Origin of the sequence: Cellulosimicrobium cellulans, assembly GCF_006539945.1 — a bacterium.
Lineage (GTDB): Bacteria > Actinomycetota > Actinomycetes > Actinomycetales > Cellulomonadaceae > Cellulosimicrobium > Cellulosimicrobium cellulans.
Genome location: NZ_BJNZ01000016.1, coordinates 75,089 through 90,980, shown reverse-complemented (window position 1 = coordinate 90,980; position 15,892 = coordinate 75,089). Strand labels below are relative to the sequence as shown.

Genomic DNA, 15,892 nt, shown 5'->3' with positions numbered 1-15,892 from the left:
TGTGTAGCTTTGCCGGGGCCGTGTCGAACCTACACACCGCGGCGTTCGTCACCCTCGCTCAGCGGTCCTGGCCGTCCGGCGTCGGGGCGTAGTCGCGGTGGCCCGCGACCTGCGCCTGCGGCACGGCGTCGGCGAGACGACGCAGGTCGTCGGCGGTGAGCTCGAGGCGCGCCGCCGCGGCGTTCTCGTCGAGGCGCTCCGGACGCCGCGTGCCGGGGATGGGTACCGCGCCCTGGGCGACGACCCACGCGAGCGCGACCTGCGCCTCGGTCGCGCCCCTCTCGGCCGCGATCTCGCGCACCCTGTCCACGAGCCGCAGGTTTGCGGCGAAGGCCTCGGGCTGGAACCGGGGCAGGCCGCGACGGGCGTCGTCGGGCGCGAGGTCGTCGAGGCTGCGCACGCTGCTCGTGAGCACACCGCGGCCGAGCGGGGAGAACGCGACGAACCCGATGCCGAGCTCGTCCATGACGGCCTTCTCGCCGTTGCGCAGCACGTCCGGGGAGAACAGCGAGAGCTCCGACTGCACGGCCGCGAGCGGATGGACGGCGTGCGCGCGCCGGATCGTCGAGACCGACACCTCCGAGAGCCCGAGGTGACGGACCTTGCCGGCGGCGACGAGCTCGGACATCGCGCCGACGGACTCCTCGATCGGCACGGCCGGGTCGGCCCGGTGGAGGTAGTAGAGGTCGATCACGTCGGTGCCGAGGTGGCGCAGCGAGCGGTCGGCCGCACGGCGGACGTACTCGGGCGTGCCGTTGCGGCCGTGGACCGTGCCGTCGTCGTCCGTCTCGGCGGACGCCTTGGTCGCGAGCACGACCTCGTCGCGCCGGTCGCCCAGCGCACGCCCGACGAGCTTCTCGTTCTCGAACGGCCCGTACGCCTCGGCGGTGTCGACGAAGGTCACGCCGGCGTCGACGGCGTGCCGGAGCGTCGCGACCGCCTCCGCCTCGTCCGTGGGGCCGTAGAACGCGCTCATGCCCATCGCCCCGAGGCCGATCGCGGAGACGCGCAGTCCGTCGCCGAGGTCGACGACGGGCGGTCGGGACGCGGGGAGGGTGCCGGTCGCGCGGGTCTCAGGGGTGGTCATCAGGGGTTCTCCTGGTCGTGGTCGGTGGTGCCGTGCGCCGCGTCGCGACCGCCGCCGTCGCGGGCCGCCACGTCCGTGACCGCGCGGTAGGACGCGATCTTGGCGTCGAGGGCCGCGAGGTGGCGGCGCGTGCGCTCGAGATCGCCGAGCACGCGCTCGCGGTGGCCTTCGAGGACGACGAGGCGCTCGGCCTCGGTGCCTGTCCGGCGGCTGAGGTCCGCGATGACGCGCACGTCCGCGATCGACATGCCCGTCTCGCGGAGCATGGCGAGCCCGGCGAGCCACGCGACGTCGTGCGGACCGTAGCGGCGCCGACCGCCGCCGTCGCGCGGCGCAGGGTCGAGCAGGAGCCCCTCCTTCTCGTAGTAGCGCAGCGTGTCGATGCTCAGACCGACGGCGCGCGCGGCGTCGCCGATGGACAGCCCCTCGGGCGGGACCTCGACGGGGGCGGCGGGGATCAGCAGCTCGGACATGTCTCGAGCATGCGACCTGGAGCGCGCTCCAGGTCAAGGGCACCAACGTGACGCACGTCATGTCACGGACCGCGGTGCCGTCCGGTCGACAGGGTGAGCGCGCCGGAAGGGCGCACCAGGCGCCCGGCACGCTCACGTCACAGGAGGCAGTGATGGAACGCATCGTCGTCGTCGGTGGGGGCTACGCCGGGTTCACGGCGGCCCGGGAGCTCGAGAAGCGCCTGCGGCGCGAGCTGCGCCGCGGCGAGGTCGAGCTGGTCCTGGTCGACCCGCGCCCGTACATGACCTACCAGCCGTTCCTGCCCGAGGTCGTCGCGGGGTCCGTCGAGGCGCGGCACGCCGCGGTCGCGCACCGCAGCCACCTGCACCGCACGCGCCTGGTCGACGGGACGGTCGAGCGCGTCGACCACGCACGCCGCGCGGTCGTCGTGCGGCCGCGCTCGGGCGAGCCGTACGACCTGACGTACGACACCGTCGTCGTCACGGCCGGTGCCGTGACGCGCGTGTTCCCCGTGCCGGGCGTCGCCGAGCACGCGATCGGCATGAAGCACGTCGAGGAGGCCGTGGCGATCCGCGACCGGCTGCTCACGTCGTTAGACCGCGCGGCGAGCCTGCCGGCGGGGCCCGAGCGCGAGCGCCTGCTGACCGTGACGTTCGTCGGCGGCGGGTTCTCCGGCGTCGAGGGGTTCGCCGAGCTCCTGTCGCTCGCGCACGACCTCACGCGCGTCTACCCCGAGATCGACCCGGCGGAGCTGCGGTTCCACCTGGTGGAGCGCAACGCGCGCATCCTGCCCGAGGTCACCGAGCGGCCGGGGCGGTGGGTCGTGAGGGAGCTCGAGCGTCGCGGCGCGCACGTGCACCTGGAGGCCGGCCTCGTGTCCGCCGAGGGCGGGGTCGTGACGCTCTCGACCGGCGAGTCCTTCGCCACGGGGCTGCTCGTGTGGACCGCGGGCAACGCGGCGAACCCCGTCGTCGCGACGCACACGGACCTGCCCGTGGACGCGCGCGGCTACCTCGTCACGCGGCCGGACCTGCGCGTCGGGACGGTGGACGACACCGTCCCCGACGCGTGGGCCGCGGGCGACGGCGCGGCCGTCCCCGACCTCGCGGTCCCGCGGCCGGGCGCGCTGACCGTCCCCAACGCCCAGCACGCGGTGCGGCAGGGCCGACGCCTCGCCCGCAACCTCGTCGCAGCCCGCCGCGGCCGCCCGACGCGGCCGTACGTGCACGGGAGCCTCGGCGTCGTCGCGACGCTCGGCCTCGGCTCGGGCGTGTTCGAGTACCGCCGCCTCGTCGTGCGCGGGCGCCTCGCGTGGCTCATGCACCGCGGGTACCACGTGCTCGCGATCCCGACGTGGGAGCGCACGGCCCGGGTGGTCGCCGTGTGGGCGACGGGCGCGCTGTTCGGGCGCGACGTCGTCTCGCTCGCGGCGGTGCAGCACCCCCGCGAGGCGTTCGTGGCGGCCGCCCCGGCCGCGCGCCCGGCGGCCGCGCGTGCGGCCGAGCACGACAGCGCCACCCCGCCGACGGAGCCGCGCCCCGCGCCGGAGAGCGTCCGCGCGGCCTGAGACCGCCGTCCGGGTCGCGTCGGCCCGCCCCGACCGACGCGACCCGGGCGGCTCGACCGACCTCGCCCGGGCCGGCGAGGGAATCGCCCGCGCCCGCCGCGCGTTCCCCGGAGGGCGGACCTCCCGGACGCCGCGACCCGACGAGTGCGAGGATTCACGCATGACGACTCAGCCTTCCGAGACCAGCCTGAGCCCCGCCGACGAGGCCGAGCACGACGTGCCGGCGCCGTCCCCCGCGCCGGCCGACGCGCTGTGGGTCGAGCGCACGGGAACCCGCACGTACACGGGGCGCTCGGCGCGCGGCGCCCAGGTGTCGATCGGCCCGGCGAGCGAGGGCGCGGTGTTCACCCCCGGGGAGCTCCTGAAGATCGCCCTCGCCGCGTGCGCGGGCATGAGCACGGACCGGACGTTCGCACGTCGGCTCGGCGACGACTACGCGGTGACGATCCACGTCGAGGGCGCCAAGCTGCTCGAGGAGGAGCGGTACCCGAAGATCACCGGCACGTACGACATCGACCTCACCTCGCTCGACGACGACGCGCGCGACCGGCTCGTCACCGTCGCCGCGCGAGCGATCGACAAGGCGTGCACGGTAGGGAGGACGGTCAAGGCCGGGGCCGAGGTCGAGTACCTCTTCCAGCCGGAGAGCGCCGGCCGGGAGGTCGAGACACCCGCCTGACGCGGGACCGGGACGCGATGACGGGAGGCGCCATGGCGCACCAGCAGGAACCCTCGAGAACTCCGGTGCCGCGTGGCGGCACGCCCGCGTACGGGACGCCGCCCCCCGAGGGCACGCGCGCGGACGTGTCGACGCAGGACGCCGTCGACTGGGCCGCCTACCGGCCCACGCCGCTGCTCGACGCGGCGCTCGACAAGGCCGTGACGATCCCGTCGCACGTCATCCGGGCGCACGTCGACGGGGTCCGCCGTCGGAACCCGGAGGCGAGCCCCGCGCAGATCGTGCGGATCCTCGAGCGCGAGTACCTGCTCGTCATCCAGGCCGCGGGCGGCGCCGTCGGTGCGGCGGCGGCGTTCCCGGCGGTCGGGACGGGCGTCGGGATCGCGCTGACGTCGAGCGACATCGCGACGTTCTTCGCGTCCTCGGCGGCGTTCGCGCTCGCCGTGGCGGACGTGCACGGGATCGCCGTGGACGACGTCGCGCGCCGCCGTGCCCTGCTCCTCGCCACGGTGCTCGGCGAGAAGGGCGCGCGCGACGTCGAGCGCGCGACCCAGGGCTCGGGTCTCGCGTGGGGCAAGGTCCTGCTGACGAGCATGCCCGCCGGGACGCTGGTCAAGGTGAACAAGGCGCTCGGCAACCGCTTCTTGCGCACCCAGCTCGCCAAGCAGTCCGGTCTCGCGATCGGGCGGCTCGTCCCGTTCGGCGTCGGCGCCGTCGTGGGCGTCGCAGGGGCGCGCGCGCTCGGGCACGGCGTGATCGGCCAGTCGCGGCGCGCGTTCGGACCGCCGCCGTCGGTGTTCGGGCGGCTGCTGGAGGTCGTGGAGTCACCGGTCGAGGACGCGCCGCCGCGGCTCGTCCCCGTGCCCGACGACGCCACGAGCCCCCGGCGCCGGCGTCGCCTCCTGCCCGGGCGCGGGCGCAAGGGCCACTCCTCCGCGCGCGACGCGGAATGACGGGCCCGGGCCGCCCCGTGCGGCGGGTCGCCGTGGCGCGCGAGCTCGACGTCGACGCGTCCGTCGCGTTCGCGTGGGTGGCCGACCCGCGCACGCACCCGCGCTGGATCCCCTTGACCGTCATGGCGACCCCCGCCGCCCGCGGGCCGGAGGTCGGCGACCGCTTCACGATGGTGAGCGGGCTGCGCGCCGGGCGCACGGGCCGTGGGTTCACCGACCGCATGGTGGTCGAGTCGCTCGACCGTCCGTCCGTCGCGGCAGATCGCACGGGGACCACCCGCGTGCGCAAGCTCGGGCCGGTGCTGCTCGGGGACGCCGGGTTCGACGTCGTGCCGCACGGCCGCGGCCACTGCCGCGTCGTGTGGTGGGAGGAGGCGTACCTCGCCGGCCCGGTCCCCCGCGCGGTGACCGCACCGCTCGTCGGGCTCGCGCTGCGCGTGATGATGCACGTCTCGCTGCGACGCCTCGAGGACCGTCTGTCCGCCCGCCGCTAGGGACGGACGCAGAGACGCCGAACCCGGGGTTGCCGGCCACCCATGTCTGCGGGTGGCTGGCAACCCCGGGTTCGACGGGGTGCGGCGAGGGTCAGGCCGTGGGCTCGTCCTCGGCCGGGGCGCCCGCCGGGCCGGCGAGGATCAGGTAGAGCTCGCGGCGCGTGCGCTCGAGGAGCTCCGCCGCGGCCTGCGCCTGCTCGTCCGTGCCCGTGCGGGCGACCTGGTGGACCGCCGCGGCGACGGCCTCGACGCCCGCGCGCAGCTCGCGCCGCGAGCGCCCGCCGCGACCGGCGGCGTCGGCGAACGGGTCGCCCAACTCGGCGGCGTGCTCCGCGACGTACGCGGTGCCCGCCTCGGTGAGCGTCGCGAGGCGACGCCCGCCGTCGGCCGACAGCTCGACGAGCCCCTCGTCCTGGAGCAGGTTCAGCGCCGGGTAGACCGCGCCGGGGCTCGGGCGCCACTGGCCCTCGCTCCGCTCGGCGATCTCCTGGATGACCTGGTAGCCGTGCATGGGCTGCTCGGCGAGCAGCAGCAGGACGGCGGCGCGGACGTCACCGCGACCGGCGCGCCCGGGGCCACGGCCCCGGCCCCCGTGACGACGGCCGCCGTGGCCCGGGCCGGACCCGGGACCGCCGGGGCCGCCCGGCCCGAAGCCGGGGCCGAACCCTCGCCGGTCGTCCGCCGGCCCGCCGGGGCCGAAGCCCCGACCGCCGTCGTCCGGGCCGCCGAACCCGCGGCCACCGCCGCGGCGCGCGCCGCCCCGACCACGGCCGGAGGGACCGTCGCCGCGGAACCAGGCCGCGTCGTCGGGCACGGGCGGGAAGCCGTCACGACGACGGCGGCCGGGCCGTGGCCCGGGGCGCTCGCCGAACGGCTGGGACATGTTCTGGACGTTCTCCGGGGTCCTGCCCCGGTGCTGGTGTGCGTAGCTCATGGGATGTGTCTCCTGTGTTCGTGGGGCTCCGGGTGATCCGCGGAGCGGTGGCGGGCCGGTGCGGCCTCGCGGTGGTCGCGAGCCGCGTCTCGGGCTCAGCGATACGGTAACGATATATCGATAGAATATCGCTGTCAACACCCTGAGTACGAGCGCGTCGCCCCAGGACGCGCCCGGGCAGCGGAAGTACGCTGGCATCCAGCAGCCAACCGGCAGCCCATCAGCACCACCGGACGTCATCCCCCGTCCGGCCACCACCCCGGGCCGCACCACCCCGGCAGGCCCGGCTCCCGCGAGGAGGCGGCGATGCGCCCAGGCCAGCCCCGGCACTACCTCATGTGCCGGCCCACGTACTTCACCGTGAGCTACGAGATCAACCCGTGGATGGACCGGCGCACCCCGGTCGACACCCCGCTCGCGGTCGCCCAGTGGGAGCGCCTGCGCGACACCTACCGCGACCTCGGCCACACCGTGGAGACGATCGACCCCGTCCCGGGTCTGCCGGACATGGTCTACGCCGCGAACGGCGCGACCGTCGTCGACGGCCTCGTCTACTCCGCGCGCTTCACGCACCCCGAGCGCGGGCCCGAGGGCCCCGCCTACCTCAAGTGGTTCGCCGACCACGGCTACGTCACCCACCTCGCCGAGCACGTCAACGAGGGCGAGGGCGACCTGCTCGTGGCGGGCGACGTCGTGCTCGCCGGGACGGGCTTCCGCACCGACCGCGCCGCGCACGCCGAGGCCGCCGCGCTGTGGGGCCGCGAGGTCGTCACGCTCGAGCTCGTCGACCCGCGCTTCTACCACCTCGACACCGCGCTCACCGTGCTGCGCGGCGACGCCGGAGCCGCGTCGGGCGGTCGGGTGCCCGACGGCGGCGCCCACCCCGCCCTCACCGGCACGCCGCCCGTCGACGTCGTCTACTACCCGCCCGCGTTCTCGCCCGCGGCGCAGGAGGTGCTGCGCGAGCGGTACCCCGACGCGCTCCTCGCGACCGAGGAGGACGCCGTCGTCCTGGGCCTCAACGCGGTGAGCGACGGGACGCACGTCGTGCACGCGCCGCGCGCCGCGCGGCTCGCCGCCGCGCTCCGCGAGCGCGGCTACGAGACGCTCGCGGTCGACACGTCCGAGCTGCTGCGCGGGGGCGGCGGCGCCAAGTGCTGCACGCTCGAGATCCGCGAGATGGTCGCGGGGTCGGCCGCGGCCTCCGGGAGCGCGTCGTGACCGCGCAGGACGTCCGCCCGGTCACGGGGCCCGCGGACGAGACGCCGCGCGACGCGCTCGCGCACAACTACCACCCGCTGCCCGTGACGGTCGCGACCGCCGAGGGGTCGTGGGTCACCGACGTCCACGGGCGCCGCTACCTCGACTTCCTCGCCGGCTACTCCGCCCTCAACTTCGGGCACCGGCACCCCGCGCTCGTCGCGGCCGCGACCGCGCAGCTCGGGCGCGCCACCCTCACGTCGCGCGCGTTCGACCACGACCTCCTGCACCCGTTCGCCGCGGCGCTCGCCGCGCTCGTCGGGCCGCTCACCACCGGCGGGCCGGACTCCCTGGTGCTCCCGATGAACACCGGCGCCGAGGCGGTCGAGACCGCGATCAAGACCGCGCGCAAGTGGGGGTACGACGTCAAGGGCGTGCGCCCGGGCGAGGCGACGATCGTGGTGGGCTCCGGGAACTTCCACGGCCGCACGACGACGATCGTGTCGTTCTCCGACGACGACGACGCGCGCCGTGGGTTCGACCCGTACACGCCCGGCTTCCGCCTCGTGCCGTACGGCGATGCCGACGCCGTCGCCGCCGCGATCGACGAGACGACCGTCGCGGTGCTGCTCGAACCGGTGCAGGGTGAGTCGGGCGTGGTCGTGCCGCCCGCCGACTACTGGCCGCGCCTGCGCGCGCTCACCGCCGAGCGCGACGTGCTGCTGGTCGCGGACGAGATCCAGTCCGGCCTCGGCCGCGCGGGCACGACGCTCGCGACAGAGACGTGGGGCGTGCGCCCCGACCTCGTGACGCTCGGCAAGGCGCTCGGCGGCGGGATCCTGCCCGTGTCCGCCGTCGTGGGCCGTCGTGACGTGCTGGAGGTGCTCACCCCGGGCACGCACGGCAGCACGTTCGGCGGCAACCCGCTCGCGTGCGCGGTCGGTCTCGCCGTCGTCGACCTCCTGGCCACCGGCGAGCCGCAGCGCCGCGCGCGCGAGCTCGGCGCGCGGTTCCAGGACCGCCTCGGCGGGTTCGTCGGCACGGGACTGCTCGACGACGTCCGCGGCCTCGGGCTGTGGGCGGGGCTCGACCTCGACCCCGCTCGCGGGACGGGGCGCGACCTGTGCGAGGCGCTGCTCGCACGCGGCGTCCTCGCCAAGGACACGCACGGTTCCACCATCCGCCTCGCTCCCCCGCTGACCATCTCCGCCGACGACCTCGAGACCGGGCTGTCCGCCCTGGAGGACGTACTCACGGACCTTGCGCGGGATCGGTAGAGTCCGGAGGGTGACCACGCCCGAGCACACCGCACCCGGTACCACCACCCTCGCGTCGTCCCTGGACGACCTGCGTCGCGCGTACGCCGACCTGCAGGCCCTGGGGCTGAAGCTGGACCTCACGCGCGGCAAGCCCTCGGCCGAGCAGCTCGACCTCTCCGAGGCCCTGCTCGCGCTCCCGGGCGAGGGCGTGCACACCGATGCCGACGGCACCGACGTCCGCAACTACGGCGGCCTCGACGGGCTCCGGCAGCTCCGGGAGATCTTCGCCGAGCTGCTCGGCGTGCCCGTCGAGCAGCTCCTCGCGGGCGGCAACGCGAGCCTCACGCTCATGTACGACACGCTCGCGTACGCGACCCTCTTCGGCGTGCCCGGCTCCGAGCGCCCGTGGGGCCGCGAGGAGAAGGTCCGCTGGATCTGCCCCGTGCCCGGCTACGACCGCCACTTCTCCGTGTGCGAGGCCCTCGGCATCGAGATGGTCACCGTGCCCATGACCGCGGACGGCCCCGACGCCGCCGCCGTCGCGGAGCTCGTCGCGCACGACCCCACGATCAAGGGCATGTGGGTCGTGCCCACCTACGCGAACCCCGACGGGTCGGTCGTCAGCGAGGACGTCGCGCGCGCGCTCGTGTCCGTGCCCGCCGCGGCACCCGACTTCCGCATCCTCTGGGACAACGCGTACGCGCTGCACCACCTCACCGACGACGAGGTCCGGAGCGCCGACGCGATCTCGCTCGCCGCCGAGGCCGGACACCCCGACCGCGTGATCCTCTACGCGTCGACCTCGAAGATCACGTTCGCCGGCGCCGGCGTCGCGTTCCTCGCCTCGTCGCCCGCGAACGTCGCCTGGTACAAGAAGCACCTGTCCGCCCAGTCCATCGGCCCGGACAAGGTCAACCAGCTCCGCCACGCGCTGTTCTTCGGCGACGCCGACGGCGTCCGCGCCCACATGCGCAAGCACCGCGACATCATCGCCCCCAAGTTCGACGCCGTGACGAGCATCCTCGCCGAGCGCCTCGGCGACGCAGGCGTCGCGTCGTGGACCGAGCCGAAGGGCGGCTACTTCGTCAGCCTCGACGTGGTCCCGGGCACCGCGTCGCGCGTCGTCGAGCTCGCCAAGGCCGCCGGCATCGCCCTCACGCCCGCCGGCGCCCCCTTCCCCTACGGCAAGGACCCCGAGGACAAGGTCCTCCGCCTCGCTCCGACCCTCCCCCCGATCGAGGAGGTCCGCGTCGCGATGGACGGTGTCGCGACGTGCGTCCTCCTCGCCGCCGCGGAGGCCGCCGCGCAGTAGTCGTCGGTCCACGCCGGTAGAACCTTGGTCGCGAGGTCGAACCAAGGTCGCGAGGTAGAACCGCGGTCGCGCGAGGTAGAGCCGTGGTCGCGCGAAGTAGAGCCGTGGTCACGCGAAGTAGAGCCGTGGTCACGCGAGGTAGAGGCGTGGTTCTTGTGCTCGACGGCTTGTGGTTGGCCTGGGTGGTCGGGGTGGGTGGTGGTGCCGCGTCTACCATCCGCCGCTCGTTCCTCGCGGCTCCCGCCAAGCCCGCCACGACGCGGCACCACCACCCACCCCGCCCGACGTCGTCTCGCCCTGGTCGGTGCTCGCCTCGGGCGACTGCCCGCGGTGTCGGGTCCGCCCGCACCGCGTCGTGCCGCGCCGTGGACAGCGGCGTCGCTGCGTCGTCCGTCGAGCCGCGATCCAGGCGACCCGGGGTCGGCTGAGACCCGGGCGCCCAGGGTCGGCTGGCGGGTCCCGGTCGCGCGCTCGACCGGCCGGGCCCTGCCTGGTCGGCCAGGCGAACGGCTTCCGTCGGCGACTCGACCCCTCGTGAGGCGAGCCCACCGCACCGGGCGGCCCCATCGCCGTCGGGCATGACCACGCCTCCCCGTGCGCCCACCGTCCTCTCTCGCGCGACCTGCGTTCTACCGCGGCCGACCACGGTTCTCTCTCGCGCTACCCGCGTTCTACCTCGGCCGACCACGGCTCTACCTCGCGCGACCAGGGTTCTACCTCGTCGCGGACCCTGACGAATCGCACTGGTCCCCGGGCACCGGCGCGGCGCAGGATGGAAGACGTGCGCGACCGATGAGTTCTGCCGGCCCCGACGGTCGGTGGGTGGGTGGCCCGGAGAGCCGGGCGGCTCGTCGGCAGCGACGAACGACCATCCCGCGGAGGGGACATGACCGACACTGCACGCGGCGACCTCGCCGTCGAGGCACGCGGCCTCGTCAAGCACTTCACGACCGGGAAGTCCGTGACCAAGGCGGTCGACGGCGTCGACCTGCTCATCCCCGAGGGCACGGTGTTCGGCGTGCTCGGGCCGAACGGCGCGGGCAAGACGACGGCCGTGCGCATGCTCGCGACGCTCCTCCGTCCTGACGCGGGGACGGCGCGCGTGCTGGGCCACGACGTGGTGCACGACGCCGACAAGGTGCGCTCCGTCGTCGGGCTCACCGGGCAGTACGCGTCGGTGGACGAGGACCTCACGGGGACGGAGAACCTCGTGATGCTCGCGCGGCTCTACGGGTTCCTCGGGGGCACGGCGCGAGGTCGCTCGGCCGAGCTCTTGGAGGCGTTCGGCCTCGGGGACGCGGGCGACCGCCAGGTCAAGACGTACTCGGGCGGCATGCGGCGACGCATCGACCTCGCGGCGAGCCTCGTGATGAGCCCACGGGTCATCTTCCTCGACGAGCCGACGACCGGGCTCGACCCGCGCAGCCGCAACCAGGTGTGGGACATCGTGCGCGTGCTCGTCGCGGACGGCGCGACGGTCCTGCTGACGACGCAGTACCTGGAGGAGGCGGACCAGCTCGCCGACCGGATCGCCGTGATCGACCACGGCAAGGTCATCGCGGAGGGCACCGCGACGGAGCTCAAGCGCTCCGTGGGCGAGGGTGCGGTCCACGTGCGGCTCGCGGACGCGACCCAGCGTGGCCGCGCGGCGGAGGTCGTGGGGGCGCTGCTCGGCACGGAGATCACGCTCGCGAACGACCCGTACGCGTTCACGGCGCGCGTGCCCGACGACGGCGCGGTCGACGTCGCGCGCATCCTGCCCGCTCTCGGGGACGAAGGCATCGTCGTCCCCGAGTTCGCGCTCGGCCAGCCGAGCCTCGACGAGGTGTTCCTCGCGCTGACGGGCCAGCCCATGGAGGACGACGAGACGATCGAGGAGGTGGCCTGATGGCCGTCGACCCCACCATCACCGCTGCGGAGCTGCGCGCGCCGGAGGCGAACGCGCTGCGGGCCGCGGTCGCGCTCGAGCGGCGGCCCTCGCGTCCCTCGCCCGTGTCCGCGACCTTCACCTACACGTGGCGCGCGCTGCTCAAGATCAAGCACGTGCCCGAGCAGCTCTTCGACGTCACGGTCTCGCCGATCATCTTCACGCTCATGTTCACGTACCTGTTCGGCGGCGCGCTCGCCGGGGACGTGCAGAGCTACCTCCAGTTCCTCCTGCCGGGCATCCTCGTGCAGGCGGTGCTCTTCACGACGATCTACACCGGCTACACGATGAACACGGACATCAGCAAGGGCGTGTTCGACCGGTTCCGGTCGCTGCCGGTGTGGCGGCCCGCGCCGATCGTCGGGGCGCTCCTCGGCGACACCGTCCGCTACACGATCGCGTCGGTCGTGACCCTCGCGCTCGGCCTCGTCCTCGGCTTCCGCCCGCCGGGCGGGGTCGTGGGGGTGGTCCTGGGGATCGTGCTGCTGCTCGTGTTCGCGTTCGCCCTGAGCTGGGTGTTCACCGCGCTCGGGCTCGTGCTGCGCTCGCCGAACGCCGTCATGGGGACGTCGATGCTCGTGCTCATGCCGCTGACGTTCGCGTCGAACATCTTCGTCGACCCGTCGACGATGCCCGTGGTGCTGCAGCGCTTCGTCGACGTCAACCCGGTCACGCACCTCGTGACCGCGGTCCGCGGCCTCATGGCGGGAGAGCCGGCGACGGAGGGGATCATGTGGGTCCTCGTCGCGTCGGTCGTCCTCACCGCGATCCTCGCCCCGATCACGATGCGGCTCTACCGCAACCGCAGCTGACCGGTCGCCGGTCAGCCGTCCTCGGCCGCCGGCGCGTCGTCCTCGCACTTCTTGGTCACGACCATGACCGGGCAGGCCGAGTGGTGCAGGACCGCCTGGCTCGTGGAGCCGAGGAGGAGCCCCCGGAAGCCGCCACGGCCGCGGGACCCGACGACGATGAGGTCGGAGGCGGTCGAGAACTCCGTGAGCAGCTCAGCGCCCGTGCCGTCGAGCACGATGCGCTTGATCGTGAGCCCCGGGTGCTCCGCCTCGTGGCGGTCGATGATGACGTTCAGGCCCTCGGTGATGTCCGCGAGGACCTGCTCGTGGTCGATCGACGCGGGCAGCCACGCGAGGAGACCGGCGCCGGCACCGACCGGGACACCGGCGACCGCGACGAGCTCCGCGCTCCAGGCCTGCGCCTGACGGATCGCATGGCGCAGGGCGATCTCCGCGGAGGGCGACCCGTCCACCCCGACGACGATGCGCCGCAGCGGCTTCACCGCGGGCAGCTCCTGCGGCGCGCCCTCGGCGTCCTTCGCGTCGGACCGGTACGGCACGATGACGGTCGGGCAGTGCGCGTGCGCGGGCAGTGCCGAGGACACGGTGCCGAGCAGGCGCTCGGTGAATCCGCCCCGGCCGCGCGTGCCGACGACGACGAGCGAGTGCTCGCGCGACATCTCGACGAGCACTCCGGCGGCGTCCCCCGTCGTCACCGTGGCCGTGGTCCGGACCCCAGCAGCCTCGGAGCGGGCGCGCGCCTCCTCGAGGACGGCGCGGGCACCCTCCTGGATGGCCGAGTCGTCGAGCGCCGCATAGCCGCCGTCGAGGGAGGCTGCCGTGAACGACGGCAAGGAGTAGGTGCAGACGATGTGGAGCGGCCAGCCCACCTGGAGCGCGTACGCCGCGGCCCAGTCCAGGGCGTGCAGGCTCGGCGCCGAGCCGTCCACGCCGACGAGGACGGATTCCGTGCGGGTCATGAGCGACTCTCCTCTCGACGGCCCGGTGCCATCGGACGACCAACCTAGCCGAGACCAGCCCGCTCGTCCGTCTGCCACGAGTCACGAACACGTCAAGAATGCCACGAACCCCGCCTCCTCGCGACGATGCGCGAGGTGACGGGGTTCGTCAGGCCAGTGACCGCTGGGGCCCTGAGAGCGTGGGCGATCAGGCCACGCGGATGAACGTGGGGTTCGACTGCCAGATCTGACGGAACTGGACGGTCTTCCCGGGGCGCGGGGCGTCGATCATCATGTTGTCGCCCGCGTAGATCGCGATGTGGCCCGGCGTCCAGATGAGGTCGCCCGGCTGCGCCTGGTCGCGCGACACCTTGGTGCCGACGGAGCCCTGCGCGCTCGAGGTGCGCGGCAGGCTGATGCCGACCTGCGCGTAGACGTAGCTGGTAAAGCCCGAGCAGTCGAAGCCGTCGGGGGTGGTGCCGCCGTAGACGTAGGGGACACCCACGTAGCGCGCGGCGATCGAGACGATGGTCGAGCCGTAGGCCGAGGCCGGGACGTCGACGGACGCCTCCTGCTGAGCAGGGGCCTCGGACTGCGCCTGACGCTCCTGCGAGCGGCTCGTCTGCGTGGTGCGCTCCGGCTCCGGCTCGGGCTCGGGCTCCGGCTCCGGCTCGGGAGCGGGCGTCACGGTGACAGGCGCGGCGGCCTGCTCGATCGTGAACGCCGCGTCGGCCGCGACGGTCACCGCGGGGGCGGCCTCGAGAGCCTGACGGGCCTGCGCCGTGAGGGCGCTGAGGTCGACGGCGTTGAGCTTGCCGGACTCGTTGTCGACGGGGGCGGCCGTCGCCGGGGCGGCGGCACCGATCATCGAGACGATGAGGCCCGAGGACGCGGCGACGACGGCGGTGCGGCGACCGACGGTCGACATCTGGTCCGACGCGGCCTGGGCGATAGAGCTGAGTGGCGTCACGGGACGCCGCGCCGCGCGGTGGCGGGCGCGAGTCGTGCTCACGGTCACTTTGTGCCTCTCCAAGACGCCTGCGAGGTCAGCTGTCGGATTCGGGTGGAAGAGTCACCCGGCCCGGCGGACCGAGGTCCGTCGGGCTTCACCCCAAGGGCGCTGTCTCCAGCACCCGGAAGTGGGTCCCCCGTCCCTGTCATCGGGTCGTCGTGGGCCTCTTGCGGTGACAGGGTTAGGCGTTCCGCGCGAGGACTCCCCCGGACGTGTCTTCCGATGGAGCAGCACCGACCGTACAGGACGCCTCGGCAAAAGTCACGTTCCCATTACGAATCGATGCGGACGATCACGTCGTCGCAGGTCACAGCAGATTTGCCGGGTGAACGGACGGCTAGCCGCGGGCGACGAACAGGTGGCGCGCGACGTCGTCGGGCAGGTCCAGCACGACCTCCGCGCCCTCGCCCTGCACCGTCACCCCGCCGTCCCCGGCCCACCGCACGACGAGCGTCCGGCGGGGCAGCACCTCGGCCTCCGCGAGCCGCGCGAGCAGCTCGACGTCGACCTGGATCGGCTCGGCGATCCGCTGGAGCACGACGCGCGCCTCCGCACCGTCCCGCCCGTGCTCCGCGAGGAACACCGGGAGCGAGACGACACCGTCGAGGAAGTCGACCTCCTCGAACTGCTCCCCCAGCTCCGGCAGGCCCGGGATCGGGTTCCCGTACGGGTCGAAGTGCGGGTGGTCGAGCAGCCCGATGAGCCGCTCCTCGACGAGCTCGCTCATGACGTGCTCCCAGCGGCACGCCTCGGTGTGCACGTACTCCCAGTCGAGCTTGATCACGTCGGTGAGCAGCCGCTCCGCGAGCCGGTGCTTGCGCATGACGCGCGTGGCCTTGTCGTGACCGACGGCCGTGAGCTCCAGGTGGCGGTCGCCCGTGACGACCACGAGACCGTCGCGCTCCATGCGCGCGACCGTCTGCGACACCGTGGGGCCCGAGTGCCCGAGGCGCTCCGCGATGCGCGCGCGCAGCGGGACGATGCCCTCTTCCACGAGCTCGTAGATCGTCTTCAGATACATCTCGGTGGTATCGATCAGATCGGTCACGTCACGCTCCCAGTCGCTCGTCGGCTCGGGGCGCCCGGTCGTCGTCGCCACGGGGCGCCTGCCCGCACCGGCGGGCCGCTGGGGGACAGTCTATGGCGAGCCCGTGACCCGACCCGGGGGCCGCGCGAGAGAGCCCGTGGCGCCCGCCGCGACCGGACGCTCCGGGCACCCGACCGCGAACCGGTGACCACCGTCG

Annotated in this window: 15 protein-coding genes and 1 riboswitch; of the genes, 9 read left to right on the top strand and 6 right to left on the bottom strand. The window is 74.2% G+C overall.

Annotated features, from left to right (window positions below):
* Window positions 1-58: 58 nt before the first annotated feature.
* Window positions 59-1,087, bottom strand: coding sequence for an aldo/keto reductase (locus CCE02nite_RS12955; protein ID WP_141390037.1), 1,029 nt, complete (start codon window positions 1,085-1,087; stop codon window positions 59-61).
* Entirely contained in the window at window positions 1,087-1,560 is a 474-nt protein-coding gene (locus CCE02nite_RS12950; RefSeq protein ID WP_141390036.1) for a MerR family transcriptional regulator, read from the bottom strand. Before CCE02nite_RS12950 ends, CCE02nite_RS12955 begins: the two co-directional genes overlap by 1 nt.
* Window positions 1,561-1,712: 152 nt before the next feature.
* On the opposite strand from CCE02nite_RS12950, the gene CCE02nite_RS12945 reads away from it, so the two are divergent.
* The 4 genes from CCE02nite_RS12945 (at window position 1,713) to CCE02nite_RS12930 (ending at window position 5,254) form a co-directional block, all read left to right on the top strand.
* The gene (locus tag CCE02nite_RS12945) at window positions 1,713-3,128 is read left to right on the top strand and encodes an NAD(P)/FAD-dependent oxidoreductase (protein WP_141390035.1); all 1,416 of its coding nucleotides are present in this window, start codon (window positions 1,713-1,715) and stop codon (window positions 3,126-3,128) included.
* A 160-nt stretch (window positions 3,129-3,288) separates the two neighbouring features.
* Window positions 3,289-3,807 carry an OsmC family protein gene (locus tag CCE02nite_RS12940; RefSeq protein WP_141390034.1) on the top strand — a complete coding sequence of 173 codons (519 nt, stop codon included), beginning with the start codon at window positions 3,289-3,291 and terminating at the stop codon, window positions 3,805-3,807.
* Window positions 3,808-3,839: 32 nt separating this feature from the next.
* Window positions 3,840-4,760, top strand: coding sequence for a hypothetical protein (locus CCE02nite_RS12935; protein WP_255318850.1), 921 nt, complete (start codon window positions 3,840-3,842; stop codon window positions 4,758-4,760).
* Complete coding sequence (locus CCE02nite_RS12930) at window positions 4,757-5,254, top strand: SRPBCC family protein (protein WP_141390033.1); 498 nt, start codon at window positions 4,757-4,759, stop codon at window positions 5,252-5,254. The genes CCE02nite_RS12935 and CCE02nite_RS12930 overlap by 4 nt, the downstream gene beginning before the upstream one ends.
* Before the next feature lie 91 nt (window positions 5,255-5,345).
* Here CCE02nite_RS12930 and CCE02nite_RS12925 read toward each other — a convergent pair whose 3' ends face one another.
* Window positions 5,346-6,188: a PadR family transcriptional regulator gene (locus tag CCE02nite_RS12925; protein WP_255318849.1), complete on the bottom strand. Its 843-nt coding sequence runs from the start codon at window positions 6,186-6,188 to the stop codon at window positions 5,346-5,348.
* A 306-nt stretch (window positions 6,189-6,494) separates the two neighbouring features.
* Between CCE02nite_RS12925 and ddaH the strand changes: the two genes are divergently transcribed.
* From ddaH to CCE02nite_RS12900, 5 genes are all read left to right on the top strand, one after another.
* Window positions 6,495-7,409, top strand: coding sequence for a dimethylargininase (gene ddaH / locus CCE02nite_RS12920; RefSeq protein WP_141390032.1), 915 nt, complete (start codon window positions 6,495-6,497; stop codon window positions 7,407-7,409).
* Window positions 7,406-8,665 carry an ornithine--oxo-acid transaminase gene (gene rocD, locus CCE02nite_RS12915; protein WP_141390031.1) on the top strand — a complete coding sequence of 420 codons (1,260 nt, stop codon included), beginning with the start codon at window positions 7,406-7,408 and terminating at the stop codon, window positions 8,663-8,665. The genes ddaH and rocD overlap by 4 nt, the downstream gene beginning before the upstream one ends.
* A gap of 10 nt (window positions 8,666-8,675) precedes the next feature.
* Window positions 8,676-9,959: an aspartate aminotransferase type Ic gene (locus CCE02nite_RS12910; protein ID WP_141390030.1), complete on the top strand. Its 1,284-nt coding sequence runs from the start codon at window positions 8,676-8,678 to the stop codon at window positions 9,957-9,959.
* 886 nt (window positions 9,960-10,845) lie between these two features.
* Complete coding sequence (locus CCE02nite_RS12905; RefSeq protein WP_141390029.1) at window positions 10,846-11,847, top strand: ATP-binding cassette domain-containing protein; 1,002 nt, start codon at window positions 10,846-10,848, stop codon at window positions 11,845-11,847.
* Window positions 11,847-12,698, top strand: coding sequence for an ABC transporter permease (locus CCE02nite_RS12900; RefSeq protein WP_141390028.1), 852 nt, complete (start codon window positions 11,847-11,849; stop codon window positions 12,696-12,698). Before CCE02nite_RS12905 ends, CCE02nite_RS12900 begins: the two co-directional genes overlap by 1 nt.
* An 11-nt stretch (window positions 12,699-12,709) precedes the next feature.
* On the opposite strand, the gene CCE02nite_RS12895 is transcribed toward CCE02nite_RS12900, so the two are convergent.
* The 3 genes from CCE02nite_RS12895 to CCE02nite_RS12885 all read right to left on the bottom strand — a co-directional run bounded on the left by CCE02nite_RS12895 (window position 12,710) and on the right by CCE02nite_RS12885 (window position 15,696).
* The gene (locus CCE02nite_RS12895) at window positions 12,710-13,657 is read right to left on the bottom strand and encodes a universal stress protein (protein WP_141390027.1); all 948 of its coding nucleotides are present in this window, start codon (window positions 13,655-13,657) and stop codon (window positions 12,710-12,712) included.
* Between the two features lie 187 nt (window positions 13,658-13,844).
* Complete coding sequence (locus CCE02nite_RS12890; protein ID WP_255318848.1) at window positions 13,845-14,654, bottom strand: C40 family peptidase; 810 nt, start codon at window positions 14,652-14,654, stop codon at window positions 13,845-13,847.
* A 2-nt stretch (window positions 14,655-14,656) separates the two neighbouring features.
* Window positions 14,657-14,817: riboswitch (cyclic di-AMP (ydaO/yuaA leader) on the bottom strand.
* Window positions 14,818-14,985: 168 nt separating this feature from the next.
* A complete protein-coding gene (locus CCE02nite_RS12885) occupies window positions 14,986-15,696 on the bottom strand; it encodes an iron-dependent transcriptional repressor DtxR (protein ID WP_141390026.1) in 711 nt (236 codons plus the stop codon).
* Between the last annotated feature and the right edge of the window lie 196 nt (window positions 15,697-15,892).

Coding starts and splice junctions, on each gene's coding strand:
- CCE02nite_RS12905 (WP_141390029.1), top strand. CDS start 10,846: ATGACCGACACTGCACGCGGCGACCTCGCCGTCGAGGCACGCGGCCTC.
- CCE02nite_RS12935 (WP_255318850.1), top strand. CDS start 3,840: ATGGCGCACCAGCAGGAACCCTCGAGAACTCCGGTGCCGCGTGGCGGC.
- CCE02nite_RS12950 (WP_141390036.1), bottom strand. CDS start 1,560: ATGTCCGAGCTGCTGATCCCCGCCGCCCCCGTCGAGGTCCCGCCCGAG.
- CCE02nite_RS12955 (WP_141390037.1), bottom strand. CDS start 1,087: ATGACCACCCCTGAGACCCGCGCGACCGGCACCCTCCCCGCGTCCCGA.
- CCE02nite_RS12930 (WP_141390033.1), top strand. CDS start 4,757: ATGACGGGCCCGGGCCGCCCCGTGCGGCGGGTCGCCGTGGCGCGCGAG.
- CCE02nite_RS12900 (WP_141390028.1), top strand. CDS start 11,847: ATGGCCGTCGACCCCACCATCACCGCTGCGGAGCTGCGCGCGCCGGAG.
- CCE02nite_RS12940 (WP_141390034.1), top strand. CDS start 3,289: ATGACGACTCAGCCTTCCGAGACCAGCCTGAGCCCCGCCGACGAGGCC.
- CCE02nite_RS12945 (WP_141390035.1), top strand. CDS start 1,713: ATGGAACGCATCGTCGTCGTCGGTGGGGGCTACGCCGGGTTCACGGCG.
- CCE02nite_RS12925 (WP_255318849.1), bottom strand. CDS start 6,188: ATGAGCTACGCACACCAGCACCGGGGCAGGACCCCGGAGAACGTCCAG.
- ddaH (WP_141390032.1), top strand. CDS start 6,495: ATGCGCCCAGGCCAGCCCCGGCACTACCTCATGTGCCGGCCCACGTAC.
- CCE02nite_RS12895 (WP_141390027.1), bottom strand. CDS start 13,657: ATGACCCGCACGGAATCCGTCCTCGTCGGCGTGGACGGCTCGGCGCCG.